This is a genomic window from Bradyrhizobium sp. WCU1, assembly GCF_053474805.1.
Genome location: NZ_CM130280.1, coordinates 6,676,288 through 6,698,631, shown reverse-complemented (window position 1 = coordinate 6,698,631; position 22,344 = coordinate 6,676,288). Strand labels below are relative to the sequence as shown.

General features: G+C 65.3%; 21 protein-coding genes and 1 tRNA gene. 6 read left to right on the top strand and 16 right to left on the bottom strand.

The window, feature by feature from the left end; genetic code table 11:
* Positions 1–381: 381 nt before the first annotated feature.
* The 3 genes from ACTUWL_RS31345 to mgtE all read right to left on the bottom strand — a co-directional run bounded on the left by ACTUWL_RS31345 (position 382) and on the right by mgtE (position 2,792).
* A complete protein-coding gene (locus ACTUWL_RS31345; RefSeq protein WP_021080567.1) occupies positions 382–591 on the bottom strand; it encodes a hypothetical protein in 210 nt (69 codons plus the stop codon).
* A gap of 364 nt (positions 592–955) precedes the next feature.
* Positions 956–1,276, bottom strand: a complete 321-nt coding sequence (locus ACTUWL_RS31340; RefSeq protein ID WP_021080568.1) for a helix-turn-helix domain-containing protein — start codon at positions 1,274–1,276, stop codon at positions 956–958.
* Positions 1,277–1,370: 94 nt separating this feature from the next.
* Positions 1,371–2,792 (bottom strand): magnesium transporter, encoded by a 1,422-nt coding sequence (gene mgtE / locus ACTUWL_RS31335; RefSeq protein ID WP_021080569.1) that lies wholly within the window; start codon positions 2,790–2,792, stop codon positions 1,371–1,373.
* Between the two features lie 83 nt (positions 2,793–2,875).
* On the opposite strand from mgtE, the gene ACTUWL_RS31330 reads away from it, so the two are divergent.
* Together ACTUWL_RS31330 and ACTUWL_RS31325 are read left to right on the top strand one after the other, a co-directional pair.
* Positions 2,876–3,691 carry a polysaccharide deacetylase family protein gene (locus ACTUWL_RS31330; protein WP_021080570.1) on the top strand — a complete coding sequence of 272 codons (816 nt, stop codon included), beginning with the start codon at positions 2,876–2,878 and terminating at the stop codon, positions 3,689–3,691.
* Positions 3,692–3,787: 96 nt separating this feature from the next.
* Positions 3,788–5,149, top strand: coding sequence for a polysaccharide deacetylase family protein (locus tag ACTUWL_RS31325; RefSeq protein WP_021080571.1), 1,362 nt, complete (start codon positions 3,788–3,790; stop codon positions 5,147–5,149).
* Positions 5,150–5,155: 6 nt separating this feature from the next.
* On the opposite strand, the gene ACTUWL_RS31320 is transcribed toward ACTUWL_RS31325, so the two are convergent.
* Positions 5,156–5,530 (bottom strand): hypothetical protein, encoded by a 375-nt coding sequence (locus tag ACTUWL_RS31320; protein WP_021080572.1) that lies wholly within the window; start codon positions 5,528–5,530, stop codon positions 5,156–5,158.
* An 85-nt stretch (positions 5,531–5,615) separates the two neighbouring features.
* Between ACTUWL_RS31320 and ACTUWL_RS31315 the strand changes: the two genes are divergently transcribed.
* Positions 5,616–7,178, top strand: a complete 1,563-nt coding sequence (locus tag ACTUWL_RS31315) for a reverse transcriptase family protein (RefSeq protein WP_291735913.1) — start codon at positions 5,616–5,618, stop codon at positions 7,176–7,178.
* A gap of 191 nt (positions 7,179–7,369) precedes the next feature.
* Here ACTUWL_RS31315 and ACTUWL_RS31310 read toward each other — a convergent pair.
* Positions 7,370–7,454, bottom strand: a tRNA-Leu gene (locus tag ACTUWL_RS31310).
* A 92-nt stretch (positions 7,455–7,546) separates the two neighbouring features.
* On the bottom strand, positions 7,547–7,792 hold the full coding sequence (locus ACTUWL_RS31305) for a FliM/FliN family flagellar motor switch protein (protein WP_021080574.1): 246 nt from the start codon (positions 7,790–7,792) through the stop codon (positions 7,547–7,549).
* Between the two features lie 60 nt (positions 7,793–7,852).
* Between ACTUWL_RS31305 and lipB the strand changes: the two genes are divergently transcribed.
* Positions 7,853–8,581 carry a lipoyl(octanoyl) transferase LipB gene (gene lipB, locus ACTUWL_RS31300; RefSeq protein WP_021080575.1) on the top strand — a complete coding sequence of 243 codons (729 nt, stop codon included), beginning with the start codon at positions 7,853–7,855 and terminating at the stop codon, positions 8,579–8,581.
* Here lipB and ACTUWL_RS31295 read toward each other — a convergent pair.
* From ACTUWL_RS31295 to ACTUWL_RS31260, 8 genes are all read right to left on the bottom strand, one after another.
* Positions 8,578–9,051, bottom strand: a complete 474-nt coding sequence (locus ACTUWL_RS31295) for a hypothetical protein (RefSeq protein ID WP_021080576.1) — start codon at positions 9,049–9,051, stop codon at positions 8,578–8,580. The two genes, lipB and ACTUWL_RS31295, sit on opposite strands and share 4 nt — an antisense overlap.
* A gap of 11 nt (positions 9,052–9,062) precedes the next feature.
* Positions 9,063–10,499, bottom strand: coding sequence for a TIGR01777 family oxidoreductase (locus ACTUWL_RS31290; protein ID WP_021080577.1), 1,437 nt, complete (start codon positions 10,497–10,499; stop codon positions 9,063–9,065).
* Positions 10,496–11,161: a DUF4166 domain-containing protein gene (locus tag ACTUWL_RS31285; protein WP_021080578.1), complete on the bottom strand. Its 666-nt coding sequence runs from the start codon at positions 11,159–11,161 to the stop codon at positions 10,496–10,498. Before ACTUWL_RS31285 ends, ACTUWL_RS31290 begins: the two co-directional genes overlap by 4 nt.
* Positions 11,162–11,187: 26 nt before the next feature.
* Positions 11,188–11,745 carry a GbsR/MarR family transcriptional regulator gene (locus ACTUWL_RS31280; RefSeq protein WP_021080579.1) on the bottom strand — a complete coding sequence of 186 codons (558 nt, stop codon included), beginning with the start codon at positions 11,743–11,745 and terminating at the stop codon, positions 11,188–11,190.
* Between the two features lie 99 nt (positions 11,746–11,844).
* On the bottom strand, positions 11,845–12,144 hold the full coding sequence (locus tag ACTUWL_RS31275) for an acylphosphatase (RefSeq protein ID WP_021080580.1): 300 nt from the start codon (positions 12,142–12,144) through the stop codon (positions 11,845–11,847).
* The gene (locus ACTUWL_RS31270) at positions 12,141–13,007 is read right to left on the bottom strand and encodes an isocitrate lyase/PEP mutase family protein (protein ID WP_021080581.1); all 867 of its coding nucleotides are present in this window, start codon (positions 13,005–13,007) and stop codon (positions 12,141–12,143) included. The genes ACTUWL_RS31275 and ACTUWL_RS31270 overlap by 4 nt, the downstream gene beginning before the upstream one ends.
* Positions 13,008–13,120: 113 nt before the next feature.
* Positions 13,121–15,136, bottom strand: a complete 2,016-nt coding sequence (locus tag ACTUWL_RS31265; RefSeq protein ID WP_021080582.1) for an acetyl-CoA carboxylase biotin carboxylase subunit — start codon at positions 15,134–15,136, stop codon at positions 13,121–13,123.
* Positions 15,137–15,318: 182 nt separating this feature from the next.
* Positions 15,319–15,522: a hypothetical protein gene (locus tag ACTUWL_RS31260; protein WP_035652419.1), complete on the bottom strand. Its 204-nt coding sequence runs from the start codon at positions 15,520–15,522 to the stop codon at positions 15,319–15,321.
* Positions 15,523–15,819: 297 nt separating this feature from the next.
* Between ACTUWL_RS31260 and ACTUWL_RS31255 the strand changes: the two genes are divergently transcribed.
* Complete coding sequence (locus tag ACTUWL_RS31255) at positions 15,820–16,599, top strand: thermonuclease family protein (RefSeq protein ID WP_021080584.1); 780 nt, start codon at positions 15,820–15,822, stop codon at positions 16,597–16,599.
* Between the two features lie 80 nt (positions 16,600–16,679).
* Positions 16,680–19,148, top strand: a complete 2,469-nt coding sequence (locus ACTUWL_RS31250; RefSeq protein WP_021080585.1) for a PAS domain-containing hybrid sensor histidine kinase/response regulator — start codon at positions 16,680–16,682, stop codon at positions 19,146–19,148.
* A gap of 18 nt (positions 19,149–19,166) precedes the next feature.
* Here ACTUWL_RS31250 and ACTUWL_RS31245 read toward each other — a convergent pair whose 3' ends face one another.
* Positions 19,167–19,415 (bottom strand): septal ring lytic transglycosylase RlpA family protein, encoded by a 249-nt coding sequence (locus tag ACTUWL_RS31245; protein WP_307756341.1) that lies wholly within the window; start codon positions 19,413–19,415, stop codon positions 19,167–19,169.
* A gap of 185 nt (positions 19,416–19,600) precedes the next feature.
* Positions 19,601–22,312 (bottom strand): bifunctional diguanylate cyclase/phosphodiesterase, encoded by a 2,712-nt coding sequence (locus ACTUWL_RS31240; RefSeq protein ID WP_021080587.1) that lies wholly within the window; start codon positions 22,310–22,312, stop codon positions 19,601–19,603.
* Between the last annotated feature and the right edge of the window lie 32 nt (positions 22,313–22,344).

The window sequence follows — 22,344 nt, the reverse complement described above, 5'->3', positions numbered from 1 at the left end:
AGATTTGTTTTTTGCCCCTGGCGTGCCCCTCGTCATCGAAGGTCATCGGCCTCTCCTGCCCCGCGGGAAGTCTGCTTCAAGGAGGTCGAGGCGACAAGCACATTTTGTATTCTGCATGCAATCTTTATCAATATACTGATTATATTAAATTTTTTACAGAAAATACATCACAATTGGTCAGCGTCTGATGACGGATTGGGCGTCAGATCAGCCAATCGGCCGGCGATTTCGGGGAATTGGCTCCGAGCGCACCATCAAGACCCGGGCACGGCGTGGCCGCCACGGCGGTCGCGGCCGCTCCCCGATCATCAAGGCGTTCATCGATACGGTTCGGCGGATGAAGGAGAGCGGCCGCAGCAAGTGAGAGCGCGCCATCGCAGGCTATGGGTGCTCGTCAAAGCGGGCCAATGCGGCCTCGATGAGTTCGATCTCCTCGCGGAGCGTGTCATTCACGACCGTCGGCCTGAAACCCGGGACACTGTGAGCTTGAACACCTTCCAACAGTCGTTGGCGATGCTCCCTGAGTTCTTCCAGCGCTTGACGATTCCTGAGCGACACATAGCCGGCAATGATCTGCTCGATGGCATTCATAGGAAATCCACGGGTTAAAAAAATATCTTGCTGCAATGCTTCGATTAGAACGGTCAAACCGCGTTGCTGGCAAGCCCCATGATGCTGCGCCGGAAGCGTTCACGCCGCAGCGGATCAGAACATGCGCGAGCGATGACGCCGTGTGTTTGACATCTTGAAGCGAGAACCATCTCATCGTCGTCCTGGCGAAAGCCAGGACCCATTACCCCAAATTTCAGTTGTTGCGCGTCGCTGGGGACCGCTGTCCCGTTCCGACCAAACGCGGTGGTTATGGGCTCCTGGCTTTCGCCAGGACGACGGCGGTGGATGCGGCGCGTAAGCGCGATCTGTCGGCTGCCGGTGGCGGCGAAGAACGTCTACCCGCTCAAGCGGCCGTCGGCGCGCTCGACAGCGCGGCGAACACGGTTTCCGGCGAGTGCGCGATCACGGCGAGCAGCGCGCGGGCGGGTCCCCGCGGGGCGCGCTTGCCCTGCTCCCAATTGCGGATGGTCTCCACTGGCACGCCGAGCTTGGCGGCGAATTCGAGCTGGGTGAGCCGGGCGCGGCGGCGCAGATCGCGCACCGCCGGTTGCGCGGCTGCGGGCAGCATCGCCGCCTCGGCCGGATGTGCGGTCGCAAGCGGGATTTCCTGCCCGTCGCGCAATTCGACGATCCGTCCGTCCGCCTTGAGCCGCAACCGCTGCATGATGGCCCCCGTGATGGCCCCCTTGGAGATAGGAGCATCATCCGCCAACCCCGTTAAGGCGCGATTAACGATAAGCACGCCCCCAGGCGCCGGCTTATTTCAACCCGAACCACAGCGTCGCGATGCCGAGGAACGAGAAGAAGCCGACCACGTCGGTGACCGTCGTGACGAAGGTGCCGGAGGCAACCGCAGGGTCGGCGCGTACCCGTTCCAGCACCATCGGGATCAGGATGCCGCCGAGCGCGCCGGCGACCAGGTTGCAGATGATGGCAAGGCCGATCACGAGGCCAAGCCCCGGAATCTTGAACCAGGCCACTGCGGCGATGCCGGTGATGACGGCAAAGGCGATGCCATTGACGAGCCCGACCATGGTCTCGCGCAGCACCACGCGCATCGCGTTGTAGGAGCCGAGCTCGCGGGTGGCGAGCGCGCGCACCGCGACCGTCATGGTCTGGGTCGCGGCGTTGCCGCCCTGGCTAGCCACGATCGGCGCCAGCACCGCGAGCGCCACCATCTTCTCAAGCTGGCCCTCGAACAGGCCGAGCACCGACGAAGCCAGGAATGCGGTGGCGAGATTGACCAGGAGCCAGTTGAAGCGGCCGCGGGCGATGGTCCAGACCGTGTCGGACAGCTCTTCGGGATGGGTGACGCCGCCGAGCGCCTTGAGGTCCTGATCGGCCTCCTCCTCGATCACGTCGACGACGTCGTCGATCGTGATCACGCCGACCAGCCGGTCGACGGTGTCGACCACCGGAGCGGCAACCAGATTGTACTTGCCGAACATCCGCGCGACCTCTTCCTGGTCCTCCAACGCGGACACCCGGCGACGGTCCTCATCGATCACGTCCGCGATCGGAACCGGACGACGCGTACGCAGCAGCACGTCGAGCGGCACCGCGCCCAGCAGGTGTTTGTCGGCGTCGACCACATAGATCTCGTAGAATCGATCAGGCAGATCCGGTGTGTCGCGCATGTAGTCGATCGCCTGCCCGACCGTCCGATCCGGCGGCACCGCGATGAATTCCGTCTGCATCCGCCGGCCGGCGGAATTCTCCGGATACAGCAGGCTGCGCTCGATGTCCTCGCGCTCGGCCGCCGGCAGCTTCTCCAGGATCTCTTCCTGATCCGCTTCGTCGAGGCTTTCCAGCAGCTCGACGGCGTCGTCGGATTCGAGCTCGCGGACACCTTCGGCCACGGTCTCCGGCTCGAGTTCCTCGAGGATCTCCTCGCGGACCGTCTCGTCGACCTCGTTGAGCGCCGAGAAGTCGAAATCCGTGCCCGTGATCTCGACCAGGGTGACGCGGTCGTCCGGCTCGAGTGCAGCGATCAGGTCGCCGAGATCGGCCTCATGCAGTTCCGCCACCACCTCGCACAGCAGCGGCCGGTCGGCGGCATGGATCGCCCGGGTGATCTCCTCGACGAATTCCGGGCGGAGCTGGCCCTCCTCGTCCCGCATCGGCATCCGGGCGAGCGGGTCGGCCGCGGCGGGTTCGGCAATGTCGATATTCTCGGCCATGCCGTGTTTCGCCGGTTTGACAGGAGGAGAAAAACTGCTTGATTGATGCGGACCGGATTACCTAATCGGCGGGGGCCAGTGCAATGAGAAATATGTCGAGCGCACCACGACCGCTCCTGAACGTTGTCGCGACATTGGTCGCACTCGCGCCTTGTGCGCTGTTCGGCCCGGCGCACGCCGCCGAATGCCTGCGCAAGGATGCGCTCGGCACCTCGCGTGTGCTCGAGGTCGATCCTGCGACCTATCCGCGCGTGGGGCTGAAAAGCTTTCCGCAGACCCTGCCGCTCAGGGATGGCGAGGTCGTGCTGACCTTCGACGACGGACCGACGCCGGGAGTCACAGACAAGGTGCTGACGGCACTGGCCGCCGAATGCGTGCAGGCCACCTTCTTCATGGTCGGCCGCAACGCGGCCGATCACCCCGACATGGTGCGCAAGATCGCCCGCCTCGGCCACACCATCGGCTACCACACCTGGGACCATCCGCATCTCAACAAGATTCCGCTGGATCAGGCCGAGGCGAACATCAACCGAGGGATCGAAGCGGTCGGAAAGGCCCTGCACGGGACCTCGAGCACGATCCCGAGCACCCCGTTCTTCCGGTTCCCGTATTTCGAATCGACACCGGACCTGCTGTCCCAGATGGAAAAGCGCGGTATCGCGGTGTTCGGCGCCGATTTCTGGGCCAGCGATTGGAACAAGATGACGCCCGAGGAGGAACTCAAGCTGCTCACCGGGCGGCTCGAAGGCCATCGCAAGGGAATTATCCTGCTGCATGACCCGCAAATGCGGACGGCCGTGATGCTGCCGGCCTTTCTAAGGTACCTGCAGGAGCATAATTATCACATCGTCCACATCGTGCCGGCAGCGATGAAGACCGTGTCTGACCGGACACATTGAACCCGGCACCCAAGCTGGATTACAGACCGTTAAGGCCGCATTCATGGGGCCGCCCTTAAGGATTCGTCAGTGCGTTTGGAATGCGGCCGAGATTCGATGATTGCAAACGTCCTGGTGATGATCCGGAAGCGGTCGCGGACCGTGATCGGCGCGGCACTGCTGGGCTGCTGCTTCATGACGCCGCAGCCCGCCCTTGCCGCGGACTGCGCGGGTAATCCCAACGCACTCGGCACCTCGCGGACTCTCGTCGTCGATCCCATGGAGCATCCGCGGATCGGCACCATGCAATATCCGGAGACGCTGCCGCTCGCCGACCACGAGGTGGTGCTGACCTTTGACGATGGGCCGCTGCCGAAATACAGCAACCAGGTGCTGGCCATCCTCGCCAGCCAGTGCGTCAAGGCGACCTTCTTCACCATCGGCTCCCAGGCCCGGTTCAATCCGGACGGCGTGCGCAAGCTGATCGCGGCCGGGCATACCGTCGGCACGCACAGCCAGAACCATCCGTTGACGATGAACAAGATGCCGCTCGAGAAGGTGCGGCAGGAAGTCGACGACGGCATCGCCTCGACGCTCGCCGCGCTCAACGGCGACAAGAGCAAGCTCGCGCCGTTCTTCCGGATTCCCGGCCTGATGCGCGCCGAGGTTCCGGAAGCCTATCTGGCGTCGCAGGGCATCCAGGTCTGGAGCGCCGACTTCCCGGCCGACGACTGGCGCCACGTCTCGCCGCAGCGGGTCTACGACCTCGCGATCCAGCGCATCGAGGCCAAGCGCAAGGGCATCCTGCTGCTGCACGACATCCAGCCGCGCACCGTCGCGGCGCTGCCGCGCATCCTCGCCACTCTGAAGGAACGCGGCTACCGCATCGTTCACGTCGTCCCCGCGACGGCCGACCGTCCGGCGACACCGACCGAGCCGCAGCAATGGTTCATGCACCCGCCGACCGAGACGGTGGCGACGACGCGCTGGCCGAGAATTCCGAACTTCGTCTTCACCGCGACGCGGACGCTGCCGGCACCGGTGTTTGCCGATCTGGACTGGCGCGACGCCGACATCCTCGACCATGCGCAGCGCGCCCGCATCGGCGTGGCGGTCCGCACCCTGTGGCCGCAGCCGCAGCTCGCGCAACTCGCGGCGGCCTCGACATTGCCCGTCCCAGCGGCCGGCGTGTTTCGCGTTCCCGAGGCGCTGGACCTGACCCTGCTTGCGACCCGCTCGACGGCCAGTCGCCGCCTCGCTGCTCCAGCCGCTGGCGCACCGCGCGCGCAGGCAATCTCCGCACGCCAGGTCAAGCATCCGAAGCAGGCAGCGCATCAGGTCCCCGCGGCGGCCGATGGCAGAGGCCGTGGTGCGCCGCTGCAGGTCGCGCCGCCGACGGCGAGCAATGCGTCAGTCCACGTCGCCAAGCGTGTCCCGCGCGCCGAAGCCTCGGCAGCCAGCAAGCGCGTGCCTGATTGAAGCGGCCTAGCTGGCCACGATCTTGGCGACGCAGAGCAGGATCACCAGCGCCAGGAAGAAGATGTCGATATAGGATTTGATCTCGCCGGCGTGCCTGAGCTCGGTGACATCGGCGACGATCTGCTTGCGCGAGGCCGCAGCATTCGGTCCCTCGCCGGCCGCAGCCGCGAGCCGCCGCGTCTCGCCTTCGAGGCGCTCGATGCGCTGGAAGAAATAGAATGAGCGCAGGCCGGAAAGGGCATGCATCACCGCATAGACCAGAACCAGGATCGCGACGGTCGCGCGCTGCTCGTATTTCTCCAGCAGGTTCAGCGTGAAATAGACCAGCCCCAGGAACACGAAGTTGGAGACGGCACGGTAGACGTAGCTGGCAAAGATCATCGGGAACTCCGGGTGGGGCAGGCTCGCGGCGGCGCGATCGGGAGACGCGACGGCCTCCGGTCGGCAGCGACATACCAGCAAGGCCGTGCAACAGTTACTCTACCCTGCTGGTGTTACAGAACCGCATCGATCGACACCTCGACGTCACACGCGCGAAGTCTGCCTGCACCAGGAGCCCATTGACGTCCGCCAGTCGTCGAAGGACGAGGTCATCCTCGAGGAGATGATCCGGCTCGGCTTCTGGCCCGACGGCGAAGACGCGCCGGCGCCCGCCGCGGACGTCATCCGCGCCCGTGCCGATGCGATGCGCGAGCTCACCGAGTTGCAGCGCCAGAACGCCATGCTCGGCGATCCCCAGCGCGCGCTGAAGGAGATGCACAAGCGCCGCAAGGCCGAGGCGATGGCGCGGCGGCAGGAGACAAAGCGTCGCAACGCCGAGGCGCGACAAAGCCGGGCCTTTGCCTGGTACGATCGGCGCAAGCGCGACGTGCTCTATCTCGGCGAGGACGTCTCGCGCGGCCTTCATGCCCGCACCACGGCGACGCTCCTGCGCGACGGCCTGCCCCCGCTCGCCGATGCCAAGGCGCTGGCTGATGCGATGGGCGTGCCACTTGGCGAGTTGCGCTTCCTCGCTTTCAACAGGAAGGTGGCGTCGGTCAACCACTATCAGCGCTTCACGATCCCGAAGAAGAGCGGCGGCGAGCGGTTGATCTCGGCACCGATGCCGCGCCTCAAGCGCGCGCAGTATTGGGTGCTCGAGAACATTCTCGCGCGGGTGCCGCTGCATGATGCCGCGCATGGATTTGCGCCGCAGCGCTCGATCCTGACCAATGCGCGCAACCATGTCGGCCGTGACGTGGTGATCAATCTCGATCTCAAGGATTTCTTCCCGACCCTGACTTACGCCCGCGTCAAGGGCCTGTTCGAGGCGCTGGGCTACGCGGAGGCAGTCGCGATCCCGCTTGCGCTGCTGTGCACCGAGCCGATGGTCGACCAAGTCGCGCTCGACGGCGAGCGACATTTCATCGCGGACGGTCCGCGGCTGCTGCCGCAGGGCGCGCCGACCAGCCCGGCGATCACCAACCTGATCTGCCGCAAGCTCGACAAACGCCTTGTCAGGCTCTCACGCGTCCTCGGCTTCGTCTACAGCCGCTGCGCCGACGATCTGACCTTCTCCGGCTCGGGCGAAGCGGTGAAGAAGATCGGCACCCTGATCAAGGCCGTGCACGGCATCGTCGCGGCCGAAGGGTTCAATGTCCATCCGGACAAGACCCGCGTGATGCGCCGCTCGTCGCGCCAGGAGGTCACCGGCCTCACCGTCAACGAGGCGGTGGCCGTGCCGCGTGACCTGCTGGTCGCGCTGGCGCGGCAGGACGAAAAGAAGCGGGCTGCGCATGCGCGCGTCACAGCGCCCATCCCGTCGCGCGTGCCCAATGTCCCGTCACCGCCAGCGGATGCGACGCGTGCGGCCGGTCCGCAGGCGGCTCCTGCAACTGGACCGGCGACGGCACCAAGCAAGAAAAGGCAGCCGTGGTTCGTCACCGCATTGGTGATCCTGGTGGCTCTCGCATTCCTACCGCTCCCCGGCGGCCCCGCGATCGCCGGCGCGATGCTGTTTCTGTACTTCAGCCGATGGTGGAGGCGCTGAGCCAACGCCCGGCCCGGTCAGGCTCGATCGGGAGAATCGCTGCGGGCAATTCAACGCAGGCGGCGTCGGGATGGCAGGCTGCCGTGCGAGCTGGGAGCGGAGCAAAATCGCAACATTCGATAGCGCCACCGCGCCCCATGCAAAGCGCATGGCAGCTAAAACAGCAACGATTTCAATCGCAATTCTAGGGGTGGTGCGCTCGGAGGGACTCGAACCCCCACGGTGTTACCCACTGCCACCTCAAGGCAGCGCGTCTACCAATTCCGCCACGAGCGCTAAGGATGTCGGATGGAACCCTAAGGCGCCGCCGCATCGAGGGGGCCATGTAACAAATCACGGATGCAGGGACAAGCGGCTTGATGCTTGAATTAACTGCGAACCCCGGGAGATTTCGGCAGCATTTGCTTGACCTCGACCGCAATCCGGTTGCGGTCGACCAGAACCACGCCGCTGGCCACCGGCAGGTTGTTGGCGAGGATCTTGACCTCGTCGGCCTCGGTGGCATCCAGTTCGATGATGGCACCGCGGGAGAGCCGCATGACCTGGTGAATCGGCATAGTGGTGGTACCGAGGACCACCATGAGATCGACGCTGACTTTATCGAGGGTGGGCACTTCTGAACCGCCGAACGGGAACTAGATTGTGGGTTCACCTGACCATGTTAGGGTTAGCTAATGGTTAACGACCGCCAAAGCCTCGATCTGACGACGTTTGCACGCCCCTCGGGCGGCGACGCGGTCGAATGGCGGATCTCAAATAGTCCGGTCCCCTACCCCGATTCTCTCGCCGCGATGGATGCACGGGTCGCAGCGATCGCCACGGGCGAGGCGCCAGAACTGGTGTGGCTGCTGGAGCATCCGCCGCTCTATACCTCCGGCACCAGCGGCAAGGCCGACGACCTGCTCGACGCGCGCTTTCCGACCTTCCAGAGCGGCCGCGGAGGCCAGGTCACCTATCACGGCCCGGGCCAGCGCGTGGCCTATGTGATGCTCGACCTCAAGGGGCGCCGGCCGGACGTGCGCGCCTATGTCGCTTCGCTGGAAGAATGGATTATCCGGACGCTTGCGGCCTTCAACGTCCGCGGCGAGCGCCGCGAGGACCGCGTCGGGGTCTGGGTGAAACGCCCGGACAAGGGGCCTGGCCATGAGGACAAGATCGCCGCGATCGGCGTGCGGCTGCGCCGCTGGGTCTCGTTCCACGGCATCGCGATCAATGTCGAGCCCGACCTTTCGCACTTCCAGGCGATCGTGCCCTGCGGCGTGGTCGATCCGCGCTACGGCGTGACCTCGCTGGTCGATCTCGGGCTGCCGGTCACGATGGCCGACGTCGACATCGCGCTCCGGCAGGCCTTTTCCGAAGTGTTCGGCGACACCGCGGCGCGGCTGCGGGAAACCGCGATCTAACCGGGCTTCCTGCGCGTCGCGACGGCGTGATCAGCAACGGGTCTTGCCGGCTCGCCGCTGCCCGCGTGACGGCCGGCAATGCGCCAATAGGCCACCCCTGCAGCAAATCCAGCAACGCCAAACAGCAAGCCGATCACCGGATTCCACGAGCCGCTGGCGCCCACGAGAAGGCTGACGCTGATTACGCCGATGCCAGCGCCAACGAAGCCGAAGAACAGGACCGAGCGGATCGCAAGCCGCTCACTAAGCCAGATAACCAAAACGGACGGAATGGCCGTCAACGCGCCTATGACGACGAAGTCGATCAGCGCGAAGACAAGAAGTGCAAGACCGCCCTCGAGAAATCTCACCAGATCGCGACCGGACGCGATCGCCAGGACCACCAGCCCTAAGCCACACATAACCGCCGTTGCGGCGGCGCATCCGGCCAGCCATCCCGTCAGCGCGCGAGAACACGTACCAGATGTCACTCTGCCCTCCCCTACAAGATCGCCTCGAACGCGCTGCGCAACGTTTCGTGCCGGAACACAAAGCCGTTGCTCAGCGCCTTGTTCGGCAGCACGCGCTGACCGCCGAGCAGCAACTCGTCGGCGAAGTCGCCGCCGACGGCACGCAGCAGCGCGGCCGGCACGCGGAAGATCGTGGGCCGGTGCAGGCGACGTCCGAGCTCTTCGGTGAATTTCGTGTTGGTGACCGGGATCGGGGCGGTCGCGTTGATCGGCCCTGAGAGCTCGGGCTTCGCGATCACATGCGCGATCAGCCGCACGAGGTCGTCGCGCTCGATCCACGACATCCACTGCCTGCCGGAGCCGAGCGGCCCGCCGAGACCGAACTCGAACGGCGTCAGCATCCGCGTGATGAAGCCGCCGTCGGTGCCTACCACGAGTCCGATCCGCAAATACGCCACGCGCACGCCGTGGTCGGCGGCGGGTCTGGCCGCGTTCTCCCAGGCCTCGCACAGTTCGTGACTGAAGCAGGCATGGGACTTCGCCGACTCGGTGAGCACCTGGTCCTGCCAGAGCCCGTACCAGCCGATCGCCGATCCACTCACCAAGACCTGCGGCTTGCGCTCGAGGCGCGCGATCAGCTTGACGACATCAGCGGTCATATCGACGCGCGAGGCTATGATCCTGCGGCGCTTGGCCTCGGTCCACAGGCCGTTGCCGATCGGCTCACCGGCGAGATTGACGACGGCGTCGATCACTGAACACGCAGGCAACTGGTCGAGGCTGGTGATCAGCGTCACCGGCGGCGACAGCGTCTCGGCCTTGGCCGGATTGCGGATCAGCGCGATCACCTGATGGCCCGATGCGGCGAGGCTTGCGACCAGGCGGCTGCCGATGAAGCCGGTCGCGCCGGTGATCAGTACGGTCTGACGGGGCGGCAGTTTCTCGACGAGCGTCGCAGCCGGCACGGTTGCCATCCGTCCCAGGCGTCGGGACGCGGCAAAGTCGCGCGCGCCGAACAGCGCCGCACCGAAGGCCGCGGTGGTCGCAAAAATGCTCAGGAGCCCGGCATAAGCGGGAGCGATCCCGGTCGGCTGCGTGGTCCAGCCGATCAGCACCGGCACCAGCAGCACGAGGATCGCGCCGTAGTTGATCGCCAGCAGCGTGTGATTGATCCGCTCGCTCGGCGGCAGCTTGCGGCTCAGATCCTCCTCGACGAAATCCATCAGCGTGATGACGACCTCGACCGCGAGCACGGCCAGGATGGCAATCGCAAGAATGCCGTGCACCTCGAGCCAGCCGAGCACGAGGAACAGCAGCGCATAGAGCATGTTGCGGACGCTGTGCAGCTGCAGCTCATGGCGCTGCGATGGACGCCAGGCGAGCCGCTCGGTGAATTCATGGTGATAGAAGGTGTCGAAGGCGCCCATCGCGATCTGGATGGCGACCAGGGTCCACAGCAGCGGCGTCATGACGAAGCCTCCCTGAACACGGCGGACTGACGGATCAGCCGGCCGAAACGCGGGTGGATGATCTCCAGCGTGAAGCGGAAGTCGCCGCAACCGAGATCGGAATGTGTCACGGTGAGATCGCCGGGGGTGAGCCAGTCGGGCAGCGGCAGGCGGAACGGACCGAGTTGCAACGAATAGCCGACGCTGTGAAACACCAGCGCCTCGTGCTCGACCGCGATCCTGAGCGCCATGCTGACGCCGAACCCGACATATTCCTCGAGCCCGGTCGGGCCGGCAAAGCGCTTGGCAGAATGAATCACCTGCGGGAAGCCGTCGCGGCGCGCACAGATCCGGGTCCAGATCTGGCCGCCGCTTGCGGCGTCCTCGGTGACCGTGACGATCATCGGCACCCGGGTCTCGTTGCCGGTCGGAAGCGGCCCGCCGATCAGCCGCGCGGCCTGCGCCAGCCACCAGCCGGCGCGGCTGCTCGCGGCTTCCTCGACCTCGCCGACATAGACGACGGTGTTGCCGTCCTCGAAGCGCTTCGAGAAGCGCCGCCAGATCGCGACCGGCAGGCGGCCCCAATCCTCGTCCGACAGCAACGCGCGGAAGCGATGGTCGTCGAGCAGTTTGGTATCGGAAGCCGGCGCTGTCTTTAAGGTGGATATCCTTGCTGACGCCATCGCATACTCCCGTTACGCCGCGGCCCCTATTTGGCCCTGCCTGTCGGCAGGAAACTCACAATCTTCTCGCCGAGCTTGATCAGCGCGACCAGGCGCGGCCGCGGCACGTTCAGCATCTGCGAGTACCAGCGGTCGACCAGCTCGGTGAAGGTCAGCATCTCCTTCAGCCGCTTGCTGGCGAGCGGGCTGATGGCGGGGTCGTCGGCCGCGTCGGAGACGCAGGCGCGCAGTGCCGCGAGCGCAGGATCGATCTCGCGCTCCTTGCGCCCGGCCGCGATCTTGGCCGCCACCTCCCAGATGTCGGTCTCGGCCTCGAAGTGGTCGCGACGGTCGCCGAGGATCGGCACCCGCCGGATCAAGCCCCAGGACAACAGCTCCTTGATCGAGTTGGAGACGTTGGAGCGCGCCATGCCGAGCGTGTCGGCAATGTCCTCAGCCGTCATCGGCGCTTCGGCGAGGTAGAGCAGCCCGTGGATCTGGCTGACCGAGCGGTTGACACCCCATTCGTCGCCCATGTCGCCCCAATGCAGGATGAAGCGTTCGACGACGGCGGGGAGTTTTTTCTTGGCGGTTGTTTCTGTCATAACAGAAATATCAGATTATTCGGACCGAAAGTCAAGGGCCGCCGGAAACCGTTCGGCCGCGAACGTCGTCGATGGTGAGACGGATGACTTTGCGGACGGTCAGACCGTCGGCAGGAAGGCGAAGCGCTCGCCTGCCCCGCGCAGATTGAGCAGATCGGCCGTGCCGACGTCTTCCTGCACACGGTCGACGCGCGCCGAGATCGGGCCGCGGCCGCACGCCTTGATCATGTCGGCGACGACGCCCTCGGGACCGACGAACATCGCCTCGACGCTGCCGTCGCGGCGGTTGCGAACCCAGCCTTCGAGGCCGCGCGCGTTCGCATGTTCGTGAACCCAGGCGCGATAGCCGACGCCCTGCACGCGTCCGGTGATCGTAACGTGGCGGATCACATCGCTCACTTCTTCAGGCCGAGGAATTCGCCGCTGCGCGCCTTGGTCTCCGCCTCGCGCATCGCGCGGCTGGTCAGTTCGGAGGACGCAATGCCCTTGAGATTCCTTGGCGAGGTGCCTTCGCGCAGCGCCTTCAGCGTCTCGTAGACGGCCTGGGTCGCGGCCGCGAACGGCGCGTGGCCCTGCAACGCGATCCTGACGCGCTGGCTTGCCAGATAGTCCGGCGCGGTCATCTCCTCCGGTGCGCCGCCGAGCACGATCGGCAGCGTCGTCGCGGCCGACAGTGCCTCCAGCTCACCGCGCGATTTGATGCCGGTGAAGAACAAGCCATCGACGCCGACCGCCTCATAGGCCTTCGCGCGCGCGATCGCGTCGTCGAGGTTGGTGATCGAGACGGCGCCGGTCCGGCCGAGGATGACGAGCGACGGGTCGCTGCGGCCGTCGAGCGCGGCTTTCATCTTGCCGACGCCCTCCTCGCGCGAGATCAGTTGCGTCTTCGTCTCGCCGAACGGCTGCGGCAGCAGCGTGTCCTCGATCGTGAGGCCGGCGGCACCGGCGGCTTCCACCTCCTGGACCGTGCGGCGGACATTGAGCGCGTTGCCGTAGCCGTGGTCGGCATCGACCAGCACCGGCAGCGTCGATGCGCGCGACATCCGCCGGATCTGCTCGGCGAACTCGGTCAGTGTGATCAGCGCGATGTCGGGATCGCCGAGCACGGCGAGCGAGGCCACCGAGCCGCCGAACATGCCGAGCTCGAAGCCGAGGTCCTCTGCGATCCGGATCGAGGTCGCGTCATAGACCGAGCCCGGCCGAATGCAGCCTGATCCGGTGAGGATCGATCGCAGTGCTTCGCGGCGTCTGCGGAAGGCCATGGTGGTGTCTCCCTCCACGTCATTGCGAGAAGCGAAGCGACGAAGCAATCCATCTCTCATCATACGCATACGCGGTCGGATGGATTGCTTCGCTGCGCTCGCAAATGACGAGTTTATGCGAACTCCAGGATCAACGCATCGACCGCGAGCGTGGCGCCGGCGGCGGCGTGGATCTTCTTCACCGTGCCGTCGCGTTCGGCGCGCAGCACGTTCTGCATCTTCATGGCTTCGACCACCGCAAGCGTCTCGCCAGCCTTGACCTCCTGGCCTTCGGTCACCGCGATCGACACCACGAGCCCCGGCATCGGGCACAGCAGCTTCTTGCCGGTGTCGGCGGCCGAGACCACCGGCATCAGCCGCGCCGAGGTCGCCTCGGTCTCGGTGAAGACGTAGACCGGCACTTCAAAACCCTGATGCGCAAGGCGGAAGCCGTTGTTGATCGCGCGCACCTGCACGGCGACCAAATTGCCGTCGATGGTGCCCTGCCAGACCGGCTCGCCCGGCGCCCAGCTCGACACCAGATTGTGCGGATTGCCAGGCAGCCCGTCGGCGCCGACGAAGCGCACCGCGATGGCGTCATCCTCGCGCGCGACGTCGAGCGCGATCTCGGCCCGATCGAGCCACACCGCGCGGCGGCGCTCGCGCTGCACGACGCGGCCGCCCATCTGGCCGGAAATCTGCCGCTTGCGTTCGCCCAGCACATGGTCGATCGCGGCACCCACTGCTGCGAGCCGCCGCGCGATCTCGCCCTCGGGCGCGCGCGCCGAGAATCCCTTGGGGAATTCCTCGGCGATGAATCCGGTCGAGAGCCGGCCCTCGCGCCAGCGCGGATGGTTCATCAATGCCGAGAGGAACGGAATGTTGTGCCTGATGCCGTCGACATAGAAGGCGTCGAGCGCGGTCGCCTGCGCCTCGATCGCGGCGGCGCGCGACGGGGCGTGGGTGACGAGCTTGGCGATCATCGGATCGTAGTAGATCGAGATCTCGCCGCCTTCCTGGACGCCGGTGTCGTTACGAACAGTGATGCCGTCATGGCTGGCTTCGGCCGGCGGACGGTATTTGACCAGGCGGCCGATCGACGGCAGGAAGTTGCGGAACGGATCCTCGGCATAGACGCGGGACTCCACCGCCCAGCCGGTCAGCGTGACGTCCTTCTGCGCGATCGCGAGCTTCTCGCCGGCCGCGACGCGGATCATCTGCTCGACAAGGTCGACGCCGGTGATCAGTTCGGTGACGGGATGCTCGACCTGCAGGCGGGTGTTCATCTCCAGGAAGTAGAAGCTCTTGTCCTGGCCGGCGACGAACTCCACGGTGCCCGCCGAATCGTAGTTCACGGCATTGGCCAAAGCGACCGCCTGCTCGCCCATCTTGCGGCGGGTGGTCTCGTCGAGCAGCGGCGACGGCGCCTCCTCGATGACCTTCTGGTTACGGCGCTGGATCGAGCATTCGCGCTCGCCGAGGTAAATCACGTTGCCATGCTTGTCGCCGAGCACCTGGATCTCGATGTGCCGGGGATCGACGATGAACTTCTCGATGAAGACGCGGTCGTCGCCGAACGACGACTTCGCCTCGGCCTTGGCGAGGTTGAAGCCCTCGGCGACCTCGGCCTTGGAATGCGCGATGCGCATACCCTTGCCACCGCCGCCGGCGGAGGCCTTGATCATTACGGGATAGCCGATCTCGTCGGCGATCTGGACCGCGTGCTTGTCGTCCTCGATGACGCCGAGATGACCCGGCACGGTCGAGACTTTCGCCTTTGCGGCGGCCTTCTTGGATTCGATCTTGTCGCCCATCGCGGCGATCGCGCCGGGGTTCGGGCCGATGAAGACGACGCCGGCGGCTTCCAGCGCGCGCGGAAACGCCTCGCGCTCGGAAAGGAAGCCGTAGCCGGGATGCACCGCCTGCGCGCCGGTCTTGCGGCAGGCTTCGACGATCTTGTCGATCAATAGATAGCTCTCGGCCGCGGCGGGCGGGCCGATCAGCACGGCATCATCGGCCATCTCGACATGCAGCGCGTCGCGGTCGGCCTCGGAGTAGACGGCGACCGTCTCAATCCCCATACGGCGCGCAGTCTTGATGACCCGGCAGGCGATCTCGCCGCGGTTGGCGATCAGGATTCGTTTGAACATGCTCTTCTTGCTTGGGCTTTTTAGGACTTGGCAGGATTCCTCCCCGCGCAATCTGGCACGGGCGATTGGGCGTAACCACTCCGTGGTACAGCAAATTGCCCCGGAGGCAACGGTCTAATGCAAATCCGGCCCGGTGCCTGGCCAGGCCTTGGGTGGGCTTTTGCGGTAGCCTGAGGGGGACTTCAGCCCGAATAGGTCTTGAAGCGGCCGCGGGAATACGCCTTCGCAACGGCTTTCATCAGCTCGCTGACCTCATTTTCCAGAAACTCATTGGCCACGATCAGCGCCCGGATGGTCGCGCGCAGATTCCCGCCGCAGGCGGAAATGGCCTGATCGACAGCCGCTTCCAGCCCGTCATCGTCGTCAGATTCGGGCCGTGCAGACATCGTGAGGTATCCGGGATTCAGGTGGCACATCATGTTCCTATTTTGTTCTTATCGAGTCAATCGGATCTTTGCGCACGCCAGCACGCGAGACATTGCAGGGGATGTCGGCAATGACGTTCCATGATGAAACTCGGCCATGCCTGCATCCCTGCAACGGCGATGCCCGTCCGTTCTACGTCGCGGAACGCCGGTCGGGATGTGACTGCGCGCACGCACCGGTTCGCGAACAGTCCTTGGTTGGATCGTACCGGGCTGTGCTAGAAGTCCGGTTGCCCGCCAAAGATCTGAAGTGAGAAAATGCGGTTTCGAAATCCGGTCGTCACGACACTTCTCCTGACATGCCTGTTCGCGAGCCCCGTCCTGCCGGCGACCGCTGGCCCCGCGGTCACCGCGATCATCAAGGACGCCGGCACCGTTCAGCTCGGCAACACGACCTATCGACTCGACGGCATCGATGCGCCGGCGGTTGACCAGCTCTGTATCGACGAGCACGCCGATGTCTGGACCTGTGGAATGGAAGCGCGCGACCAGCTCTCCAAGCTGATCGGCGGCAAGCCTGTTCACTGCGACGATATCGGCGTCGACCCGACCTACAAGAAGCGCCGCCTCGGCGTCTGCAAGATCGAGGGCGACCCGACCAACCTCAGCCAGGTGCTGGTGCAGAAGGGATACGCCCTCAACGTCGAGACGTCGGCCACTGGCCGATTCAAGCCGGATGAAGCCACCGCCAGGGACAATCGCGCGGGGCTGTGGAAGGGCTGCTTCGTGGCGCCGCGCGATTTTCGTGCCGCCAGGAAGGACGGTGCCCTGCTCGGCAATGCCTGTCCGGCCAACCGCGACACACAGATCCGCGACGCGCTCTTCCCCGCAGACCTGCCGATGCCGGCAAGCTGCAACATCAAGGGCAAGTACGCCGTGCGCGCCCGCGTCACCGGCAATGTCGGCATCTATCATTTGCAGGCGTGCCGCAGTTACCCGGGCCTCAGCAATCCGGATCGCTGGTTCTGCTCCGAAGAGGATGCGCAGGCCGCCGGGTTCCGCAGGGCCTATAATTGCCGTCCGCCCAAGGGCAAGTGACCAGCAACTGAATGCGACAAAACAAGCTGGCAAAGCCGCCTCGTCCTGTGTGAGACTGCGCCAAGAGGTTGCCGGCGCGCATGACCCCACCCGATCGCTCTGATGTGCTTCCCGAAGCTGCGGCAGCAGAACGGCTGCGGCAGCACCTCGAGGAAATCGCGCGCGAACGCGATCGCGCGCATCGCGAGCTGCAGGAGCGCGAGGCCGAGCTGGCGCGGATCCAGCGCATTGCGCGGGTCGGCGGGCTTGAGATCGATTTCCGCGACGGCGTGCGCAACCGCCGCTCCCCCGAATATCTCCTGGTGCATGGACTACCCCCTGAGGAAGTCAACGAGACCTATGAGAACTGGGTCGCGCGCATCCACCCCGACGATCGCGAGCGAACCATCGAGCACCTGTTCGGCGTGCTGAAGGCCGGCGGCGAGGATTACACCGCCGAGTACCGCATCATCCGCCCGAGCGACGGCGAGAGCCGCTGGATTCGTGTCGTCGCCAAGATCGACCGCGATCGCAGCGGCCGCGCGCTGCGGCTGGTCGGCGCCGATCTCGACGTCACCGATCAGATGCTGGCGCAGGAAACCTTGCGGGAAAGCGAGGAACGCTTCCGCCTGATCGCCGACAGCGCGCCGGTCCCGATCTGGGTGACCAAGCTCGACCGCACCCGCTCCTTCGCCAATCAGGCCTATCTCGACTTCCTCGGACTGCCGTTCGAGGAAGCGATCGTGTTCGACTGGCGCAAGGCGCTGCATCCGGATGATCTACCGAAGATCCTGCAGGAGCAGATCACCGGCGAGCTCTCGCTGAAACCATTCGTGCTGGAGGCCCGTTATCGAAACGCTGCGGGCGACTGGCGCTGGCTGCGCTCGGAGTCGCAGCCGCGCTGGGACCCGAACGGCAAGCATATCGGCTTCATCGGCGTCGCCCACGACATCACCGCCGCCAAGCAGGCCGAGATCGAGCTGCGCAAGCTCAACGAGTCGCTGGAGCGACGCATCACCGAACGGACCGCGCAGCTCGAGTCCAGCGAGGCCCAGATGCGCGCGATCCTGGAAACCAGCCATCAACATCAGGGGCTGCTCAATCAGGACGGCGAGTTGCTCTACGCCAACCGGACCGCGCTGGCCGGCATTCGCGCTGACGCCGCTGATGTCGTAGGCAGGCTGTTCTGGGAAACGCCCTGGTTCAGCTCGACCGAAGGCGCGCCGGAAACGATCAAGAATGCGTTCGCCACCGCAATGCGCGGCGAGGACGTCAAGTCCGAATTGCCGCTGCGGCTGCCGATCGGCGACCGCCATTTCGACTTCGAGATGCGGCCGCTGCGCGACCAGCACGGCGCGATCGTCGGCGCGGTGCCGGAGGCCGTCGACATCACCGAACGGCGCCGCGGCGAGGAAGCGCTGCGGCAATCGCAGAAAATGGAAGCGGTCGGGCAGCTCACCGGGGGCGTCGCGCACGACTTCAACAATCTACTCACCATCATCCGCTCCGCGACCGATTTCCTGCGCCGCCGCGAGCTGCCCGATGAACGGCGCCGCCGCTACATCGACGCGATCGCCGAGACCGTCGAGCGTGCCTCCAAGCTGACCGCGCAGCTGCTGGCATTTGCGCGCCGGCAACCGCTCAACCCCGAAGTGTTCAACGTCGGCACCCAGGTCGACAGCGTGGTGCAGCTGATCCGCCCACTGGTCGGGGCACGGATCCACATCGAGGTCAGGATCGAGGATCCCGACTGCTTTGCGATCGCCGATATCGGCCAGTTCGAGACCGCGATGATCAATCTTGCGGTCAACGGCCGCGATGCCATGAACGGCGAGGGCCAGCTGACGATCGGCGTCAGGAAGGTCAAGCACATCCCTGCCCTGCGCGCGCAGGCCTCGCGCAGCGGCGATTTCGTCACGGTCTCGATCCAGGATACCGGCACCGGCATCTCTCCGGAAAATCTCGACGCGATCTTCGAACCGTTCTTCACGACCAAGGAGGTCGGCAAGGGAACCGGTCTCGGATTGAGCCAGGCGTTCGGCTTCGTCAAGCAATCCGATGGCGACATCGAGGTCACCTCTGCGCCCGGCCAGGGCGCGACCTTCACGATCTATCTGCCGCAGGCGATGCGCCCGGTGGACGTCAAGGTCGCAGCCAGCGCCGGCACCGAGCAGACCTCGATCGGCCGCGGCTATCGTGTCCTCGTGGTGGAGGACAACGACGATGTCGGCCAGTTCTCTACCGAGCTACTCGAGGATCTCGGCTATTCGGTCAAGCGCGCGGCGAATGCCAACACGGCGCTGTCGATCCTGTCCGAAAACGAGTTCGCCGCCGACCTCGTGTTCTCCGACGTGATCATGCCCGGCATGAACGGCGTCGAACTGGCCGGCATCATCCGCGATCGCTTTCCCGGCCTGCCGGTGGTGCTGACCAGCGGCTACAGCAACGTGCTCGCCGAAAACGCGCATAGCGGCTTCGAGCTGATCCAGAAACCCTATTCGGTCGAGGCGTTGTCGCGCACGCTCCGCAAGGCGATCGCCGAACAGCGCGCGATCGCCACCAAGCCCTGATCCGCAGCCGACCGCGCGCTATTCGATCACCACATGGGCGACGCCGAGCTGCAGGATGCCGAGCGCACGGGCCGCCGTGGTCGAGACGTCGATGATCCGTCCGCGAACGAACGGGCCGCGGTCGTTGACGCGGCAGCGGATCGATTTCCCGCGGTAGGACACGGTGACCATGCTGCCGAATGGCCGCTTGCGATGCGCGCAGGTCATCTCGCCGCTCCTGCCGATGCCATGATAGTAGGACGCAAGGCCACTCTCTGCGTTCGCCATGCACGAGGTAAACAGTAGCATGGCCGCGGACGTTATTGCGGTTTTCATTGATCGCCTGCCGGTCGAGCCCCGCAGGGGAACGCGGTCCCACGGTTTCGGTTCCGCGTCCGGCGTGCCGGCGGAGCGATTTTTGGGAACCATTTCTGCGGAAGCTGCCCACCCGCCCTGAACGACGGTGGCAGCGCTCAGGCTGCGTCCTCGACCCCTTCGGCCGCGAGCAGGGTCCGGACATCCTGCGCCGGGACCGGCCGGCTGAACAGATAGCCCTGCATCTGCGTGCAGCCGAGCATCTGCACGGTGTCGCGCTGCTGGTCGGTCTCGACGCCCTCGGCGGTCGTGATCATGTTGCGGTCGGCGGCGATCGACACCACCGCACGGATGATCGAGGCCGAGCCCGAGTTGCGGGTGACTTCCTTGACGAAGCTGCGGTCGATCTTGATCTTGTCGAACGGAAAGCGCTGCAGATATTGCAGCGACGAGTAGCCGGTGCCGAAATCGTCGAGCGCGATGTGGACGCCGAGCGCACGGAGCTGGCCGAGCGTGACCAGCGCCGCATCGTCATCTGCGATCAGCACCGCCTCGGTGATCTCGAGCTCGAGCCTGCGCGGATCGAGGCCGCTCTCGGCCAGCGCGCTCGCGACCTTCAGCGCCAGCGTTTCCGACTTGAACTGAATCGGCGAGACGTTGACCGCAAGGCGCACATGCGCCGGCCAGGCCGACGCCTCGATACAGGCGGTGCGCAACACCCACTGCCCGATCTCCTCGATCAGCCCGGTTTCCTCGGCGACCGGAATGAACTCCGCCGGCGGGATCATGCCGCGCACCGGATGGCGCCAGCGCAGCAACGCCTCGCAGCCGGTCACCTCGTCGCTGCGCAGGTCGACCAGCGGCTGGTAGTGCAATTCGAAGCCGCCCTCGGCCAGCGCGGTGCGCAGATCGGCCTCCAGCGCGCGGCGCAGATTGGCCTGCTTCTCCATCGCCGGATCGAAGAAGCGATAGGTCCTGCGGCCGGCGGCCTTGGCCGCGTACATGGCAAGGTCGGCGCATTTGAGCAGGCCGAACAGGTCGGAACCGTGGCGCGGCGCGATCGCGATCCCGATGCTGGCATCGCTCGACAGCCAATGACCGAGGCAGTCGAACGGCGTGCGCAGCGACTGATAGATGCGCGCCACCAGATCACTGACATCGTCATCCGAGGTGATGTCGCGCTGGACGATCGCAAACTCGTCGCCGCCGAGCCGCGCGATGAAGTCGTTCAATCCGACCGATTGACGCAGCTTCTCGGCGACGCGCCTCAGGAATTCATCACCGATCAGATGGCCGAGCGTATCGTTGATCCGCTTGAATTCGTCGATGTCGATGTAATGGATCGCGAACTCGCGGACCGTCGCCTTGCGCAACAATTCCTCGGCATGGCGCTGGAACAGCGTCCGGTTCGGCAGATTGGTCAGGGCATCGTAATGCGCGAGATATTCGATCTGCGCCTGCGCCCGCCGCCCGTCGGTGACATCCTCAAGCGTGGTGGCCCAGCCGCCGTCGGGCGCGCGCTTGTAGATCAGGCGGATGCTGCGGCCGTCTGGGGTTATGATCACGGAGTCCCGGATGTCGTCACCCCTCGGATTGGTGAAGCGGGCGCAGTATTCATCGACATCGCCGACGAATGAACCGATCGCCTGGCGATGCAGGATCAGGTCGCGCAGATGGCAGCCGGGCCTCACGATATCGGGGGACAGGCCGAACATGTCGATGTATCGCTGGTTGCAGATCACGAGCCGCGCCGAGGCATCGAACAGCAGGAGCCCCTGTGTCATGGTGTTGATCGCGGTGTCGAGGTGCTGGCTTTTCTCGGACAGCCGGCGCTGCGCGGCATCGTGCTGCCGCTGCAGCTGGCGGACGATCAGGAAGATCGTCATGACGACGATCAGCACCGCGAGCACCGCGGCGCAGAACTGCAGCTTGGTCTGGGCGCGCCAGTCCTCCAGCGCGCTGGAGGTTCTGGTGGTGGCAAGGATCATGATCGGAAAGTGCTGCAGCGATCTCACCGCGCCGACGTTCTCCTCGCCGTCGCCGCCGACGAACCGCCCCGACGTGTTGCCGCCGAGACCGATGACCTTGCGGAACAACGACTGGTCCGTGATGTTGCGGCCGACCACGTCGGCATCCTGCGGATAGCGCGCGATGATCGTGCCGTCGCGATGGATCATCGAGATGACCGTGTCGCCGTTCAACGCCAGCGAGGCCACGAAATCCTCGAAATGGCTGGGCTCGACGCCGCGGCTCGCAAAACCGATGATCTCGCCATTGCGCCCGGTAATCTTGCGCGCAAAGATCGTGGTCCAGTTGCCGGTCACCTTGCTCATCGCCGGCTCGACGATCACAGGCGACGTCGGCCGTCCCGAGGTGAACTCCTGGAAATAACGCCGGTCCGCGATGCTGATGTCGGGCACCGGCCACATCTCGGACGAGTTGATCAGCCATCCGTTGGCATTGAACAGATTAAGCCCGCCGACATGCGGCAGCGCCGCCAATCGCCTGCGCAGCATCTCATGCGCACTGAGCTGCGACATGTTCTTCTCGAACTGGTCGGCGGTCTCGACCTGTTCGGACCGCAGATAGTTCACGACGTCGTCGTGGATATGCTGGAGATCGCTGAGCTGCTGGTCGAAATGCCGCGACAGCAGCAGCGCGGTGTTGTTGAGCTCGCGTTCGGACATCTCCAGGGCACGCTCGCGAAACTGCAGCGCGAGATAGCCGGTGCCAAGCGTAATCGCAAGCACCAGCAGCGCGGCACTCAGGACGAGCCACTGAATGGCGCCGATCCTGGCGGCACGCAGCACACCCTTGATCGACAGCCGCCGGTGTTCCGGCATCATGCTGTTCGTTGAGACAACCGACATTTTCCTGCCCCTGCGCGTGCCCTTCTACGGGA